Consider the following 15845-nt stretch of genomic DNA (forward strand, 5'->3'; position numbering starts at 1 on the left):
CTGGTTGTTGACAAAAGTGTATTTGTGGCTATTTTCCCACAAAATGTATTGGCCTATACAATTAGATTTTAAGTTTATATTATAAAAGCCCTCTCGCTTGTTTGACAGCCCTTAAATAGATACCTCTCCCAAAGTCCTTTCAATCATTGAAGTTGAGAGGATATTTTTTTGTTTTTCTTTGCATATATATGTAGCATAATGTAGCATAGTATAATATAATGGAATCAAATATACAGCATTCAATATTGATATCTGCTACATGAACAGGAGAAAAGTATTATGTCTTATAGACTTGATATTAGAAATCAAAAAAAGGGAACCTACTTAGTTATTGAAGAAAAGTATAGGGACAAAGAGAAAAAGCAAGCTAGAACCAAGCATCATAAGACTTTAGGATATGTACATGATTTGCAAAAAGAATTTCCTGACCCGATTGCCCACTTCAATGAAGTTGTTGCTCAAATGAATACTGAAAAGAAGGAAAACAAAAAACTTACACTAGAAATTGATTTGAATGAAAAACTTCCGGAAGAATCACATGCTCGATATAATATGGGCTACGCTGTAATCATGAAAATATATCATGAGTTGGAATTAGACCGGTTTTTCAACAATAAAGCGAGACACGAGGCCTTTAAATATAACACGAATTCAATTATGACACTTTTAACCATAGCTCGTATTTTACATCCTTCATCTAAAAAGAGAGCTTATGAATACAAGGATATGTTCTTTGAACGTTTTGACTTTGAGCTGCATGATATATACCGTGCATTATCATATTTCTCAAAGATAAGTTTGGAATGTCAACAATTCATCAGCGATCAGATTCATGCAAAATTCGGCAGGAACACCACTCTCATGTACTTTGATGTTACAAACTTCCACTTTGAGATTGATAAACCAGATGATATGCGCAAGTATGGAAAGGAAAAAAACAACCGTCCTGATCCCATTGTGCAGATGGCCTTAGCCATGGATGCAGATGGGATACCTCTGTATTACAAGCTGTTTCCCGGCAATACCCACGATACTAAGACCTTTATTCCTGCCTTTAAAGATGTATGTGTAAGATTTGCCCCCGGAAGGGTTATCGCTGTTGCAGATATGGGTTGTACATCATCCGATAATATTTTTTTCCTCAAAGGAGGTGACAGGGATAAGCGTGTAAATGGTTATGTATTCAGCTTTTCAATCCGCAAAGGCTCAGAAAAATTTAAGGAATACGTTCTGGATGATGATGGTTACACAGACGAGAACGGCAAGACGTTAAAGAAGGACTTTGACTACAAGGTTAAGTCACGTATTGAAGTCCGGGAAATCCAGGTGACTATGAAAAATGGCTCTAAAAAAAGTATGCTGATAGACGAAAAACAGGTGGTATATTGGAGTGAAAAATATGCAAGAAAGGCACGAGCAGAAAGAGAAGAAACCATAAAAAAGGCACTTGATATCATAGCTAATCCCAAAAATCATAATAAGAGTACAGCTCATGGTGCAGCAGCATACATTAAAAACATTGCCTTCGATAAAAAGACCGGAGAAATATATGAAAAACCAGGTAAGATGTTGATATACGATGAAGAGAAAGCTGCAGAAGACGCTAAATATGACGGATATTACTGCTTAATAACCAGTGAGCTGGAAATGCATCAACAACGTGTAATTGAGATTTATCGAGGATTGTCTGATATTGAAGACAATTTTAAGGTTTCTAAAAGCGATTTGGATATTCGACCGGTTCATGTTTCCCGTGAGGACCGGATAAATGCACATGTCCTTACTTGCTTTATTTCCCTAGTCATTTTGCGCCTTGTTCAAAAGAAAACCAACTACAAGTTTACGCCTGAACAGATTATTAACTGTCTTAATAACATTAGTTGTAGTCTTGAACATACAAACCTTTACATATTTGATTATCGTAGTAATATTTCAGATTATATCGGCAAAACTTTTGGTATTGATTTTTCAAACAAAAGACTCCGCCTTAGCGAAATAAAAAATATTTTGGCAACCTCAAAAAAATAAAAATTATGCTATGTTTTTCTGACAAATAACTAAGCCCTCAAACCCTTTCATTGGAAGGGGTCTAAGGGCTTTATTTCTTTTTTACCTGTCAAATAGAGGTTTATAATTATTTGTTGATAGTATTATATTCTATCAAGGCCTTTTCTCCTAAACCTTTTCGGTTAGCTGCATGAAATTTGAGGTAAGTGGATTGATTTGTTCCGTTAACTGGTTGTTGACAAAAGTGTATTTGTGGCTATTTTCCCACAAAATGTATTGGCCTATACAATTAGATTTTAAGTTTATATTATAAAAGCCCTCTCCCATTTGGATTTTCTCCATATAAGAAAGGGCTTTTATGGCACATTAATACTCATTGACATGGCAACTGTTTGAAGACTAATTAAGTTATATATAATCCCCACCAGCCTAACTTCTCACCGCAAATATTGCAGAAAGCATAATCTTCTTCTCTCTTCTTTTCTTCATGTTCACATGATTTTTTCATAAGAGCTAATTCAAAACCTAACAATTCAATTTGTTGTTTGATTTCTTCTATCTTAGCTTTCTTTTCTTCCATTATAAGCACCTCCATGTCTGAATATTCTTACCTTTGATTATATTATATAATTAAAATAGGTTTTCTTCTAAACATTTTCGATTAACAGTATAAATCAAACTGTGAACGGTTAATTATGTGGGATAATCGGTAAACAAAAAGCCAGATGGGTAATACCCATCTGACCAAGCTAGTTCTTCATTATTTAATATATTAATACAATGCAAAGCTCTATCTTTTAGAGAATTGTGGTGCCTTACGGGCTTTCTTTAAACCATACTTTCTTCTTTCTTTCATTCTTGGGTCACGGGTTAGAAAACCATTTCTCTTTAAAGGAGGTCTATATCCCTCATCTGCTATTAAAAGGGCTCTAGCTATGCCCATTCTGATAGCTCCTGCCTGTCCAGTTGAGCCTCCACCTTCAACCTTTGCTTTAACATCGAACCTTCCCAAGGTCTCAGTTACATCGAAGGGCTGTCTAATAATCATTTTTAGAGTTTCTTTATCAAAATAATTATCAATATCTCTACCATTTACAGTGATTTTTCCGTCTCCCGGTACTAGATATACTCTAGCTACAGAGTTCTTTCTTCTACCTGTTCCGTAAAATTGTACCTGCGCCATATTAGTCCTCCTTTCTATGCTCCCCAAGTTTCTGGCTTTTGAGCTTGGTGTGGATGTTCACTACCTTTATATACTCTAAGCTTTGTTAACATTTGCCTGCCCAGCTTATTATGCGGCAGCATTCCCTTAACTGCTTTCAAGATTACTTTATCTGGTGATTTGCTTATAAAAGTTTGATAATCCATGGATTTTATTCCACCTGGATAACCTGTATGCCAGTAATATCTTTTCTGGGACAGCTTATTACCTGTTAAGTGAATCTTTTCTGCGTTAATTACAATTACGTGATCTCCCACATCCACATGTGGAGTAAATATTGGTTTATGTTTACCTCTTAGCAATACTGCTATTTCAGAGGCCAGTCTGCCTAAGGTTTTACCATCGGCATCAATTAGATACCATTTTCTAGCTACTTCATTAGGCTTAGCCATAAAGGTTTTCATAATGACCCTCCTTAAACTTATTATTACTTATATATTTACCAGATTAACGGGGCAGGTAATCTGAATAAATTCTTACCCATGTTATTTTAATAAAATAGTGGGGGCATGTCAAGATTTTCTGCTTTACAGAAGAAATTTTCCTTTATATCGTAGTCAACCTTTATCAGACATAATCCCCTTGCTGGGGCTGTTGGCCCTGCCAGGGTGCGATCCTGGGCTCTAATTATGCAAGGGATGTCATCTGGCAAAAGCTTGCCGTTGCCAACATTTATTAGTGTTCCTGCTATTATTCTAACCATATTATGCAGAAATCCATCTCCGTAAATATCTAAGAAAATAAAATTCTGATGTTGAGATATTTTACATTCCTTTATATTTCTTATAAAGGTTTTCTTTTCAGTCTTTGACACACAAAAACTGCGAAAATCATGCACACCCTTAAATAGTGAAGCTGCTTCAGACATTTTTGCAAAATCAAGTTCTTGTTTAATATGAACACTTATTTTATTGAAAAAAACATGAGGAAATTTTCCTGCATAAATATGATATCTATACCATTTACCCTTAGCATCTTTAATGGAATGAAAGCTATCCCCAGCAGTTTCACCCTTATATACTATAATATCCTCAGGGAGTATTCCATTCAAGGCTTCTGGATACCTGTCACAGGGTATGGAGCTGCTGGTTCGAAATGCTGCAACCTGGCCCAGGGCGTTTACACCTGCATCTGTTCTTCCTGCACCAATAACTTGAACTTCTTCACCCGTTAGAAGCTTTAGCCCCTTTTGCAATTCACCTTGTATTGTTTTTAAATGGGGCTGCCTGGGCTGTATCTGCCACCCGCTGTATTGTTCACCTAAATATGCAAGGGTAAGTTTAATCGTCTTCACATTATTTACCTCTATATATATTATAAGAAAATGTCTTATGCACGAACCCTAATTAAATTTTCCAGCAATTGTTGGTCCATGGAAGCCAAAAAGGCGTGATGATTTGCACTGTTTGAGCGAAGCGAGTTTGCAAAGCATAGGCTTTTTGGCTGGAATGGGCCTTAGAATTGCTAAAATTTAATTCCAGGTGAGGGAATATGACATTTTCTACATATTTCTCAAAACAATTACAACACCAATATAGATTACCAGCACCCCAAAAGCTATTAAATCAACAGCAGTATATTTTAAAGGATACAGTCTTGTCCTGCCTTCCTCTCCCCTGTAACATCTGGCTTCCATTGCAACTGCCAGATCCTCAGCCCTTTTAAATGAACTGATAAATAAGGGAACTAATATGGGAACAAGGTTTTCCAATCGCTCTTTTAAACCTCCTGAATAAAAGTCAACTCCTCTAGAAGATTGAGCTTTAATAATTCTTTCAGTCTCCGAAATAAAGGTTGGTATAAATCTAAGGGCAATGCTTACCATAAGTGCCAGCTCACTTGTAGGAACCTTCACTCTCTTTAGAGGAGACAATAGGTTCTGTAAGCCATCAGTTAGCCTTAGGGGAGGTGTTGTAGCAGTTAATAATACTGAAACCCCAATTAAAAGGATTAGCCTAAAGGCCATAAATACACCCCTGTCCAGGCCTTCTTTTGTAATGCTGATGGGTCCTAGGTAGGCAACTGCATCTCCTGGAGTAAAAAATATATGTATAAAAAATGTAAAGAAAATAATTATAAATATTGGTTTTAAACCCTTAAAAATATATCTAACTGACAATCCAGATAAAACTACTAAAATAGTATACACACCTGTAATCCATAGTAAGATTAAATAGTTATTTATTAAAAATAATGAAATAATAAGTCCTAATCCAAAAATTATTTTAATTCTGGGATCTAATTTATGAACAACTGAGTTACCTGCATAATAGTTTCCAATAGAGATACCCTTAATCATTTTTATTTTTCTCTTTCTTTTTTTGCCAGATGCTAAATATTTCTTTCTCCAGTTCTTCCCATGTTATAATCTTAGAAGTCATGCTCCAACCTCGTTTTTTTAATTCCTTTGAAATATAAAAGGGCTCTGTAGAAGACATTCTAATACTGTTTAGGATATCTATCTGGGTAAAAGCTTCTTGCGGCTTGTGGTCAAGTATAATCTTTCCTTGGTGCATGATTATTACCCTGGTGGCAAATTGGGCAATGTCCTCCAGATCATGGGTAATTTTAATAATTGTTCTCCCCGAATGGTTCAGGTCTTTAATTAATTTCAATATTTCATTCTTTCCCCCTGGATCAAGCCCTGCTGTAGGTTCATCCAGGATGAGTATTTCCGGTTCTGTTATCAAGGTGCATGCCAGGGCGGCCCTTCTTTTTTGACCACCACTGATTTTCATAGGAGACACATCTTTATATACTTCATATGGCAGTCCAACATGACCCATAACCTTTTTAAGTCTAGAGTTGATCTCTTCATGTTTTATTCCCAACTTTTTGGGGCCAAAACAGATATCCCTTTCAATGGTTTCTTCAAATAATTGATCTTCTGGAAATTGAAACAACAGCCCTACCTTTTTTCTGATTTCTTGTAAGCCGTGGCCTTTATAGGCTAGCTGTTGACCGTCTATGAGCACCCTTCCCTGGGTAGGCTTTAGCAGGCCATTAATATGCTGAATTAAGGTGGATTTACCTGAGCCTGTTGGGCCGGTGATGCAAACATACTCTCCTTGATTGATCTCCAGGTTTATATCTTCTATTGCCATTTGTGGAGCATTTGAACTTTGATCATAGGTAAAGCTTACATTTTCAAATCTGATTTGCATAGTTCATCCACCAATTCATTATAGTTGGTTATACCTCTAGATAAAGGTATTCCTTTATTTGCAAGGGCATTTGCGAGCTCAGTTATTCTGGGAAGCTTGAGACCTATTTCCCCCAATTTTTCAACCTCGGAGAATATAACTTTGGGTGTGTCATCCGCAATTACCCTGCCTTCATTCATGACAATAATCCTATTGGCTCTAGCAGCTTCACCCATATCATGGGTAATATGAATAATTCCTAGAGAATGATGCTTATTAAGTTCCTCTATTGTTTTAAGAATTTCATTTTTACCCTCTTTATCCAGCATGCTTGTAGCTTCATCCAAGATGATATACTGTGGCTTCATTGCCAAAACAGCTGCAATGGCCAGCCTTTGTTTTTGCCCACCTGAAAGGTCGGCTGGAGATTTGTGCTGGAAGTCCTCTAAGCCTACTATTTTCAAAGTAGTACTGATAATACTCTTTATTTCATCAGTAGGAATACCTAGATTCTCTGGGCCAAAAGCTATTTCCTCTTCTGCTGAGGATGCTATTAACTGGTTTTCAGGGTTCTGAAATACCATTCCCACCTTACTCCTTACATTCCACCTGTATTCTCTTGTATCCATACCATCTACGTAAATTCTACCTTGGGATGGAAGTAAAAGGGAGTTTATCAGCTTTGCCAGAGTTGATTTCCCAGAGCCGTTTGGGCCAACAATGGCAGCATACTCTCCCTGTATAAAATCTAAGGAAACATTATTTATCACAGGTTTTGAATTGGAGGAATAGCTGAAGAATACCCCTTCTAACTTAATCATTCTTATCTCCTTATAACTTTGTAAGTCTGTCATAATAATTTGTGGAGTTTTGCACCATCTGAAGTGCATTGAGCGAAACTTGTCAACTTACTATGTTTGCAGTGTTTGAGCAAAGCGGGTTTACAAAGAATAGCACAAAAAAGCCGGACAATGACCGACTGATTTAAGAAAGAAGTTAAAAGTGAGAAGTTAGAAATGGGATAATCCCACATCCTCCATCTCACTTATTATTATACTAACTCTACTATTACCATTGAAGCTGCATCCCCACGACGAAAACCTTTTTTAATTATGCGGGTGTAGCCTCCCTGTCGGTCCTTGTATTTTTCTGCCAACTGGGTAAATAGCTTTGTAACTACATCTTCGTCATTCAAAAAAGCTAATGCCTGACGTCTAGCATGTAAATCGCCACGTTTGCCTAGGGTTATCATTTTTTCGGCTTCTTTAACCAAGACCTTGGCTCTAGCTTCAGTGGTTTCAATTTTTTCTGCTCTTAACAGTGAAGTAACAATATTTCTGACAACTGCCTTGCGGTGCTCAGCAGTCATTCCAAGTTTACCACTGGCCATTATACAACCCTCCTTTACTCAATCAGTCTTCTGATTTTCTTAAACCTAAGTTTAATTCTTCCAATTTATTATTTACTTCCTCTAAGGATTTTCTCCCCATATTTCTTACCTTCATCATATCTTCCTGGGTTCTTAGAATAAGCTCTTCTACAGTATTAATACCAGCACGTTTTAAGCAGTTATAAGAACGAACTGATAAATCAAGCTCTTCTATAGTCATTTCAAGAACCTTATCTTTCTTTTCTTCCTCTTTTTCAACCATAGTAACTTCATCGCTAATCTCTTCTGTCAGGCCCATAAACAATTTTAAGTGATCACTAAGAATTCTAGCTGAAGAACTAACAGCTTCATCTGGAGCAATGCTTCCATCAGTCCAGATTTCCAATGTTAATTGATCGTAATCAGTTCTATGGCCTACCCGGGTGTTTTCTACCTGGAAGTTAGCCTTGGTTACTGGAGAAAATATGGAATCAACAGGAATAACCCCAATTATATGCTCTTCCTTTTTATTCTTCTCAGAAGGAACATAACCTCGACCCTTTTCAATAGTCATTTCCATAAAAAGCCTGCCATTTTTGTCCAAGGTTGCAATATGCATCTCGGGATTTAATATAACTACATCGGCGTCTGCAATAATATCTCCTGCAGTTATATCTCCTTCGCCTTCCATTTCTATTCTAATAGTTTTTGGCTCATCACATAGCAGCTTTATACATAGATTCTTTAAATTCAGTATAATATCCGTTGTATCTTCAATTACACCTGGTATGGTAGAAAACTCATGCAGTACACCTTCAATTTTTATTGAAGTAACCGCTGCCCCTGGTAGAGAAGAGAGCAAAATCCTACGTAGTGAATTACCAAGGGTAATACCGTAACCCCTTTCTAAAGGTTCCACCACAAACTTTGCATAGCGATTGTCTTCGCTTTTTTCCACAATTTCTATTTTTGGTTTTTCTATTTCTAACAAAATTGACCCTCCTTCTCACAGCCTGGACACAACAGTCGGTTTGTTTCTTTACCTATCTGGAATATAACTCAACAATCAAGTGTTCTTCTAATGGAACGTCTATATCCTCGCGACTAGGCATTGCCACAACTCGGCCTCTAAGGTTTTCTTTATCTGCTTCTAACCAGGGTGGAGAAGATTTATGCATTGCCGCCTCTGCTATTTCCTTGAACTTAGGACTTGATGTGCTCTTTTCCTTAATAGCAACTTCATCTCCAACCTTCAACAAATATGAAGGAATGTCAACTTTCTTATTATTAACTGTCACATGGCCATGGCGAACCAACTGTCTAGCTTCAGGTCTTGATCCAGCTAACCCTAAACGATAGATCACATTATCCAAGCGCCTTTCCAACAAACGCACCAAGTTCTCACCAGTAATACCTTTTTGCCTATCAGCTTCGTAGAAATAGTTTCTGAACTGCTTTTCTAAAATTCCATAAAATCTACGAGCCTTTTGTTTTTCCCTCAATTGTAAACCATATTCTGATGGTTTCTTCCTACGCTGCCCATGTTGTCCTGGAGCATAGGCTCTTTTCACTACACCACACTTATCTGTATAGCAGCGATCACCCTTAAGGTACAGCTTAACACCTTCCCTACGGCAAAGTCTACATACTGATTCTTTATATCTAGCCACTTATCAACACCTCCTTATACCCTTCTACGTTTAGGTGGTCTACATCCATTATGGGGAATAGGTGTAACATCCCTAATGATATTTACTTCTAAACCTGCAGCCTGTAACGATCTAATTGCAGCCTCTCTTCCAGCGCCCGGTCCTTTTACTGTACACTCAACCTCTCTTAGGCCATGTTCCATGGCCTCCTTAGCAGCTGTTTCTGCAGCGATTTGTGCAGCAAAGGGAGTACTTTTACGTGAGCCTTTAAATCCTACAGAACCTGCACTAGCCCATGAAATTGCATTTCCAGTTTTGTCAGTAATAGTAATAATAGTATTGTTAAAAGTTGACTGAATATGGGCTACTCCGTTTTCAATATTTTTTCGATCTCTTCTTCTGGTACGAGTTGTCCTTCTAGCCAAGTATTCTTCCCCCTTTCTACTTTTTACGTTTTGCTCCTACAGTTCTCTTGGGACCTTTTCGAGTCCTTGCATTAGTTTTTGTCTTTTGTCCTCTAACTGGTAAACCTCTACGGTGACGAAGACCTCTATAAGATCCAATCTCGATTAGTCTTTTTATGTTTAGGGCAATCTCTCTTCTTAAATCACCCTCAACAATATGACCTTTCTCAATAGTTTCTCTTAGCTTATTAGCTTCTGCATCAGTTAAGTCTTTTACTCTGGTTTGTGGATCTATACCTACTTCTGCTACAATTTTTTGTGCAGTAGCGTGACCTATACCATAGATATAAGTCAGTGCTATTTCCACTCTTTTATCACGCGGCAAATCAACACCAGCGATCCTTGCCATAATTACACCTCCAATCCAAGTTATCCTTGCTTCTGCTTGTGCTTTGGATTTTCACAAATAACCATTACGATGCCCTTACGTCTAATTATCTTGCATTTTTCGCAGATAGGTTTTACAGATGGTTTAACCTTCACTGCAATCCCTCCTAATTCTGAAGTCAGAAATCAGAAGTCAGAAGTCAGAAGTTACCAGCACAGGAATACACCCATGGTAAACATTGGGACATGTCTCGAATTATACTTCTGCTTCTTTCCTCTTGTTTCCTGTTTACTTAAATCGATACACTATGCGGCCCCTTGTAAGATCGTATGGGGACAATTCAACTGTGACCTTATCTCCAGGTAGTATTCTAATAAAATTCATTCGTATCTTTCCAGATACATGTGCCAATACCTTATGGCCATTATCCAGTTTTACTTTAAACATTCCATTTGGTAGAGGCTCCATCACGGTACCCTCAACTTCGATTGCATCCTGTTTGGACATTACCTCATCTTACCCCCTTATTGTGTGGCAAGTATTTATCTGGTCCTACCAATTCATCTAAAAACTCTCTCACTTCTTCATTAGTAGGAACCAGCCCAGTTTGAATATTTTTCACAAACCTACTGGCAACCTTTGGAGTCAAATGCAGATGTTTAAGCTTCTTCTTCTTAGGATTCTCAACTCTCCGATGACGTCCGTCAACCACAGTAACATACTGATTATCAATAATACTATATACTATCATATGAAAACCCTTATCTCTGCCAGCTATAGACTCTACAACTTGACCTACCTTAACCTCAGTCACTTGAACACCCCCAAAATGAACCTATAATTTTGTTAAAACTTCAGGCCCATCTTCAGTAACTGCAACAGTATGTTCAAAATGTGCAGAAGGTTTTCTGTCTTTGGTAACTACCGTCCAGTTGTCTTCTAAAGTTTCTACCTCATGGGTTCCCATGTTGACCATTGGTTCAATGGCCAAGGTAACTCCAGCGTGTAACCTTGGTCCTCGACCAGCCTTTCCGAAGTTAGGCACCTGCGGTTCTTCGTGCATATTTTTACCTATACCATGACCTACATAATCCCTAACAACGGAATAACCGTTGTTTTCAACAAAGCTTTGAATAGCATGGGAAATATCAGTAATCCGATTGTTGACTACAGCTTTTTCTACTCCCCTGGCTAATGATTCCTCTGTAACATCTAACAGCCTTCTTAATTCCTCATCAACTTCCCCAACGGGATTAGTCCGAGCAGCATCACCATAGTATCCGTTGATAACAGCGCCAATGTCAATACTAACAATATCACCATTTTTTAGCTTTTTTAAACTAGGAATTCCATGTACCACTTCTTCATTAATTGATGCACAAATGCTTGCAGGAAACCCTTTATAACCTTTAAATGCTGGTTTAGCACCTTCAGCAATTATTACGTTTTCAGCCAGGGTATCTAGTTCCTTTGTGGTGATCTCGGGCTTTATGGCTTTGGCAAGCTCATGGTGAACCTTTGCCACAATCTTGCCTGCGTCTCTCATATATCCCAGTTCCCTGTCAGACTTTAGAATAATCATTACCACTTTCTCCCTAGACTTCGTCCTATATCCTTAAAAACCATTTCCATATCTTGATTACCGTCAATCTCCTTTAATAGTCCCTTTTCTTTATAAAAGTCTATTAAAGGCTGTGTGTTTTTTAAATAAACTTTTAGTCTATTTTCAACAGTATCTATTTTATCATCTTCTCGCTGATAAACTTCTCCCTGGCATTTGTCACATACTCCAGCAGCTTTGGGTGGTGCAAATACTGAATGATATGTTGCACCACACTGTCTGCAGACCCTTCTTCCAGTCATTCTAGAGATTAAGTCTTCTTCAGGCATCCTGATATATATTACAGCATCTAGTTCTTGATTAATTTCATTAAGAAGTTTATCTAACGCATCCGCTTGTGGAACTGTTCTAGGAAAACCATCTAGCATAAAACCAGTTTGACAGTCATCTGCAAGGAGTCTTTCTTTGACTATCCCAATGGTAACTTCATCAGGAACAAGCTCACCCTTTTCCATATACTCCCTGGCCTTTTTTCCTAACTGGGTACCTTCTGTCATGGCACGTCTGAACATATCACCTGTTGATATATGCGGAATTTTCAGTTCTTCCACTAAACGTTCCCCTTGAGTACCTTTTCCAGCACCTGGAGGGCCCATTAAAATAATTCTCATGGTTTCTTACCTCCCTGTGGCCTATTTCATAAACCCTTGGTAATGACGCATCATTAACTGGGATTCAAGCTGCTTCATGGTTTCTAATGCAACACCCACCACGATTAGTAATCCGGTACCACCAAAGGCAATGTTTAAACCTGTAATACCCATTATAAAGTTGGGCATCAATGCAATGAAGGCCAAGAACAATGCACCTGCTAAAGTAATTCTACTTAATACCCTGTCAATATATTCTGAGGTAGGTCTTCCGGGACGGAGCCCTGGAATAAATCCGCCATACTTTTTCATATTATCTGCTACATCTTGAGGATTAAAGGTAACTGCAGTATAAAAGTAAGTAAAGAATATGATCAACATGGCATACATTATCATGTAAGGTATTGATGTAAAATTAAATACACCTAATATCCATTGAGCAAATCCACTTTGCGGAAACCACTGGGCAATCGTGGATGGGAATAACAATATTGACATTGCAAATATAACTGGAATAACACCGGCTTGATTAACCTTCAAAGGAATATGGGTGCTTTGACCTCCATACACCTTTCTTCCAACAACTCTTTTTGCATACTGAACCGGTATTCTTCTCTGTCCCTCATGTATATATACTATTCCTGCTATTATCAGCAATGACATAATTAGGAATAGTACAATTGTAATAATATTTGCCTCGCCTGCTACTACATAATTGTAAAGTGTTACAATACCTCCAGGTATACCAGAAACAATACCAGCAAATATTATCAGGGATATACCATTTCCAATACCTTTTTCAGTTATTAGTTCACCTAACCACATCAAGAATGCAGTACCTGCTGTTAATGATATGGTAACAACAGCATAGCTTGCAAAAGTTGTTTCTTCAAGTATACCACTTCTTCCAAAAAATACGGACATTCCCGCTGCTTGAATAAATCCTAGTACTACTGTACCATATCTGGTCAGCTGAACAATTTTCTTTCTGCCTTCCTCACCCTCTTTAGCCAATCTCTCGAGGTAAGGTACCACTACAGTTAACAGCTGCATGATGATGGATGCGTTAATATAAGGCATGATGCCCATTGCAAATACCGTTACATTTCTTAAAGCACCACCTGATATAACATCGAGAAAACCAAATATGGTACCGCCTGCCAACATTTCTCTAAAAGCAGCGGTATCAACTCCGGGAACTGGTATATGAGCCCCAAATCTAAACACCAAAAACATCATCAGGGTAAATATAATTTTCGCTCTTAGGTCTTTTGCTTTCCATGCGCTTTGTAAGGTTTCTAACATTTATACCACCTCAACAGTTCCGCCAGCAGCTTTTATCTTATCTTCAGCTGTCTGACTAAAAGCATGTGCTTTAACTGTAAGTGCCTTTAAAATTTCACCAGTCCCAAGGACTTTTACACCGTCCTTGCTCTTTTTCACAATACCTTTTGCCAGCATTAGCTCTGGAGTAACTACATTACCCTCATCGAAAATATTTAAGGCATCGAGATTTACTATGGCAATATCTTTTTTAAATATATTTGTAAACCCTCTTTTTGGTATTCTTCTAATAAGAGGCATTTGGCCACCTTCAAATCCGGGTCTTACTCCACCGCCTGAACGTGACTTTTGTCCTCCATGTCCTCTGCCAGAGGTTTTTCCTAAACCTGAACCTATACCTCTTCCTCTACGAGTTCTGGTTTTCTTGGAGCCCTCCGCAGGTTTTAAGTCATGAATTCTCATCCTTTACACCCCCTATGCTTCAATCTCTTCTACAGAAACAAGGTGTTCTACCTTCTTTACCTTACCACGTATATCTGGAGTATCTACTTGAGTTACACTACTATTTATTTTACCAAGTCCTAATGATTCTACAGTTTTCTTTTGTCTCTCTGTAGATCCAATAACACTTTTAACCAGGGTAATTTTTAATTTTCCCACTAAAAATACCTCCTACCCTAACAATTCTTCAACAGTTTTGCCACGTAGTTTTGCTACATCTTCTACTTTTTTCAGGGACTTTAGCCCCTCTAAGGTAGCGTATACAATGTTATTTGCATTAGCCGAGCCAAGGGACTTTGTTAAAATATCCTTTACACCAGCCAATTCAAGAACCGCTCTTACAGAACCACCGGCGATTACACCAGTTCCCTCTGAAGCCGGCTTTAGAAGAACCTTTCCTGCTCCAAAAGTACCAATAATCTCATGGGGTATTGAAGTTCCTACTATGGGAACACTAATCATATTCTTTTTAGCATCTTCAACGCCTTTTCTAATGGCTTCAGGAACCTCTCCTGCTTTTCCCAAGCCGGCACCAACATGACCCTTACCGTCACCTACTACTACTAAGGCACTAAAGCTGAAACGACGTCCACCTTTAACAACCTTTGCAACCCGGCTTATATTAACCACTCTTTCGGATATGTCCATTTCCCTGTGGTCAATTCTATTCATAATTTTCCTCCTTCATGGTTAAAATTCCAATCCACCTTCCCGAGCACCTTCTGCCAAGGCCGCTACTCTACCATGGTAGATATATCCGCCTCTATCAAATACAACCTTATTGATGCCCATTTCGGCAGCCCTTTTAGCAACAAGCTTTCCGACAACCTTTGCAGCTTCCTTTTTATTTAAGCCCTTTATTTCTTCCTGAATATCCTTTTCCAAGGTTGAAGCTGATACCATTGTTTTACCTGCTGTATCATCTATAATTTGAGCGTACATCTGACTATTGCTGCGAAAAACATTTAGTCTTGGCCTTTCACTAGTACCAGTCAATCGGAATCTCAAGCGTCTGTGCTTCTTTTTGCGAGTAGCATTTCGCTCATATATTTTATACACAAATTTCACTCCCTTCCCACGTCACCCGAATAGGTGAAAGAAACTAGACACTAATTTATTTACCGCCAGCTTTACCAGCTTTTCTGCGAATTTTTTCGTCTGAGTACTTAATACCTTTACCTTTATATGGTTCAGGTTCTCTTACAGCCCTTACTTTAGCTGCAAACTGTCCAACAACTTCTTTATCGTAACCGCTAATGATAATAAGGTTTTGTTTTGGACCTACCTCAACTTGCAGGCCAGTATCGGGAACCATTTCAACTGGATGTGAGTATCCAACATTAAGAACTAGCTTGCTGCCCTGCATAGAAGCCCTGTAGCCAACGCCAACTAATTCCAATTTCTTTTCAAAGCCCTTTGTTACACCTTCCACCATATTGTTCACAAGGGCTCGGGTAAGTCCATGAAGAGCACGGTGCTTCTTTTGATCACTAGGCCTTGTTACTACGATAGAATTTTCTTCAATGGCTACGTTTATCTCTGGATGAAGTTCTCTTTCTAAAGTGCCCTTGGGACCCTTTACAGTGATTATATTATCAACCAACTTTACTTCAACTCCAGATGGAACATCTACAGGTTTTTTTCCTATCCTTGACATGTAAACACCT

Annotated in this window: 24 protein-coding genes; 1 reads left to right on the forward strand and 23 read right to left on the reverse strand. The window is 38.2% G+C overall.

The annotated features are described in order from the left end of the window. Positions 1 to 279: 279 nt before the first annotated feature. The gene (locus tag K364_RS0116355; RefSeq protein ID WP_028308907.1) at positions 280 to 2028 is read left to right on the forward strand and encodes an IS1634 family transposase; all 1749 of its coding nucleotides are present in this window, start codon (positions 280 to 282) and stop codon (positions 2026 to 2028) included. Between the two features lie 382 nt (positions 2029 to 2410). Here the strand turns inward: K364_RS0116355 and K364_RS26775 are convergent, their stop codons facing one another. From K364_RS26775 to rplF, 23 genes are all read right to left on the reverse strand, one after another. Beyond that, positions 2411 to 2587, reverse strand: coding sequence for a hypothetical protein (locus K364_RS26775; RefSeq protein WP_156946506.1), 177 nt, complete (start codon positions 2585 to 2587; stop codon positions 2411 to 2413). A 210-nt stretch (positions 2588 to 2797) separates the two neighbouring features. Next, positions 2798 to 3190, reverse strand: coding sequence for a 30S ribosomal protein S9 (gene rpsI, locus K364_RS0116370; RefSeq protein WP_028308908.1), 393 nt, complete (start codon positions 3188 to 3190; stop codon positions 2798 to 2800). Between the two features lie 14 nt (positions 3191 to 3204). Next, positions 3205 to 3633: a 50S ribosomal protein L13 gene (rplM, locus tag K364_RS0116375; RefSeq protein WP_035269962.1), complete on the reverse strand. Its 429-nt coding sequence runs from the start codon at positions 3631 to 3633 to the stop codon at positions 3205 to 3207. Positions 3634 to 3719: 86 nt separating this feature from the next. After that, complete coding sequence (truA, locus tag K364_RS24550; RefSeq protein ID WP_051534156.1) at positions 3720 to 4523, reverse strand: tRNA pseudouridine(38-40) synthase TruA; 804 nt, start codon at positions 4521 to 4523, stop codon at positions 3720 to 3722. Positions 4524 to 4730: 207 nt separating this feature from the next. After that, positions 4731 to 5528: an energy-coupling factor transporter transmembrane component T family protein gene (locus tag K364_RS0116385; RefSeq protein WP_028308910.1), complete on the reverse strand. Its 798-nt coding sequence runs from the start codon at positions 5526 to 5528 to the stop codon at positions 4731 to 4733. After that, entirely contained in the window at positions 5521 to 6393 is an 873-nt protein-coding gene (locus K364_RS0116390) for an energy-coupling factor transporter ATPase (RefSeq protein WP_028308911.1), read from the reverse strand. The genes K364_RS0116385 and K364_RS0116390 overlap by 8 nt, the downstream gene beginning before the upstream one ends. Continuing rightward, complete coding sequence (locus K364_RS0116395; protein ID WP_028308912.1) at positions 6369 to 7193, reverse strand: energy-coupling factor transporter ATPase; 825 nt, start codon at positions 7191 to 7193, stop codon at positions 6369 to 6371. The genes K364_RS0116390 and K364_RS0116395 overlap by 25 nt, the downstream gene beginning before the upstream one ends. 230 nt (positions 7194 to 7423) lie before the next feature. Further along, positions 7424 to 7762: a 50S ribosomal protein L17 gene (gene rplQ / locus K364_RS0116400; RefSeq protein ID WP_028308913.1), complete on the reverse strand. Its 339-nt coding sequence runs from the start codon at positions 7760 to 7762 to the stop codon at positions 7424 to 7426. A gap of 22 nt (positions 7763 to 7784) precedes the next feature. Then, a complete protein-coding gene (locus K364_RS0116405; RefSeq protein WP_028308914.1) occupies positions 7785 to 8732 on the reverse strand; it encodes a DNA-directed RNA polymerase subunit alpha in 948 nt (315 codons plus the stop codon). A 52-nt stretch (positions 8733 to 8784) separates the two neighbouring features. Further along, on the reverse strand, positions 8785 to 9411 hold the full coding sequence (rpsD, locus tag K364_RS0116410) for a 30S ribosomal protein S4 (protein ID WP_028308915.1): 627 nt from the start codon (positions 9409 to 9411) through the stop codon (positions 8785 to 8787). 14 nt (positions 9412 to 9425) lie between these two features. After that, positions 9426 to 9815, reverse strand: coding sequence for a 30S ribosomal protein S11 (gene rpsK / locus K364_RS0116415; RefSeq protein WP_028308916.1), 390 nt, complete (start codon positions 9813 to 9815; stop codon positions 9426 to 9428). A gap of 16 nt (positions 9816 to 9831) precedes the next feature. Next, positions 9832 to 10203 (reverse strand): 30S ribosomal protein S13, encoded by a 372-nt coding sequence (rpsM, locus tag K364_RS0116420; RefSeq protein ID WP_028308917.1) that lies wholly within the window; start codon positions 10201 to 10203, stop codon positions 9832 to 9834. Positions 10204 to 10223: 20 nt separating this feature from the next. Beyond that, positions 10224 to 10337: a 50S ribosomal protein L36 gene (rpmJ, locus tag K364_RS0116425; protein ID WP_028308918.1), complete on the reverse strand. Its 114-nt coding sequence runs from the start codon at positions 10335 to 10337 to the stop codon at positions 10224 to 10226. A gap of 133 nt (positions 10338 to 10470) precedes the next feature. Continuing rightward, positions 10471 to 10689: a translation initiation factor IF-1 gene (gene infA, locus K364_RS0116430; RefSeq protein ID WP_028308919.1), complete on the reverse strand. Its 219-nt coding sequence runs from the start codon at positions 10687 to 10689 to the stop codon at positions 10471 to 10473. 4 nt (positions 10690 to 10693) lie between these two features. Next, positions 10694 to 10996, reverse strand: coding sequence for a KOW domain-containing RNA-binding protein (locus K364_RS0116435; RefSeq protein ID WP_028308920.1), 303 nt, complete (start codon positions 10994 to 10996; stop codon positions 10694 to 10696). 21 nt (positions 10997 to 11017) lie between these two features. Further along, on the reverse strand, positions 11018 to 11764 hold the full coding sequence (map, locus tag K364_RS0116440; protein WP_028308921.1) for a type I methionyl aminopeptidase: 747 nt from the start codon (positions 11762 to 11764) through the stop codon (positions 11018 to 11020). After that, a complete protein-coding gene (locus K364_RS0116445; RefSeq protein ID WP_028308922.1) occupies positions 11764 to 12414 on the reverse strand; it encodes an adenylate kinase in 651 nt (216 codons plus the stop codon). Before K364_RS0116445 ends, map begins: the two co-directional genes overlap by 1 nt. A 21-nt stretch (positions 12415 to 12435) precedes the next feature. After that, on the reverse strand, positions 12436 to 13698 hold the full coding sequence (gene secY, locus K364_RS0116450) for a preprotein translocase subunit SecY (RefSeq protein WP_028308923.1): 1263 nt from the start codon (positions 13696 to 13698) through the stop codon (positions 12436 to 12438). Then, a complete protein-coding gene (gene rplO / locus K364_RS0116455) occupies positions 13699 to 14139 on the reverse strand; it encodes a 50S ribosomal protein L15 (protein WP_028308924.1) in 441 nt (146 codons plus the stop codon). It abuts the gene before it with no gap. 12 nt (positions 14140 to 14151) lie between these two features. After that, positions 14152 to 14337, reverse strand: coding sequence for a 50S ribosomal protein L30 (gene rpmD / locus K364_RS0116460; protein ID WP_028308925.1), 186 nt, complete (start codon positions 14335 to 14337; stop codon positions 14152 to 14154). 12 nt (positions 14338 to 14349) lie between these two features. Further along, positions 14350 to 14850 carry a 30S ribosomal protein S5 gene (rpsE, locus tag K364_RS0116465; RefSeq protein ID WP_028308926.1) on the reverse strand — a complete coding sequence of 167 codons (501 nt, stop codon included), beginning with the start codon at positions 14848 to 14850 and terminating at the stop codon, positions 14350 to 14352. An 18-nt stretch (positions 14851 to 14868) separates the two neighbouring features. Then, on the reverse strand, positions 14869 to 15237 hold the full coding sequence (rplR, locus tag K364_RS0116470; RefSeq protein ID WP_028308927.1) for a 50S ribosomal protein L18: 369 nt from the start codon (positions 15235 to 15237) through the stop codon (positions 14869 to 14871). Positions 15238 to 15292: 55 nt separating this feature from the next. Beyond that, complete coding sequence (rplF, locus tag K364_RS0116475; RefSeq protein WP_028308928.1) at positions 15293 to 15835, reverse strand: 50S ribosomal protein L6; 543 nt, start codon at positions 15833 to 15835, stop codon at positions 15293 to 15295. Between the last annotated feature and the right edge of the window lie 10 nt (positions 15836 to 15845).

This window comes from Desulfitibacter alkalitolerans DSM 16504 (assembly GCF_000620305.1).
GTDB lineage: Bacteria > Bacillota > DSM-16504 > Desulfitibacterales > Desulfitibacteraceae > Desulfitibacter > Desulfitibacter alkalitolerans.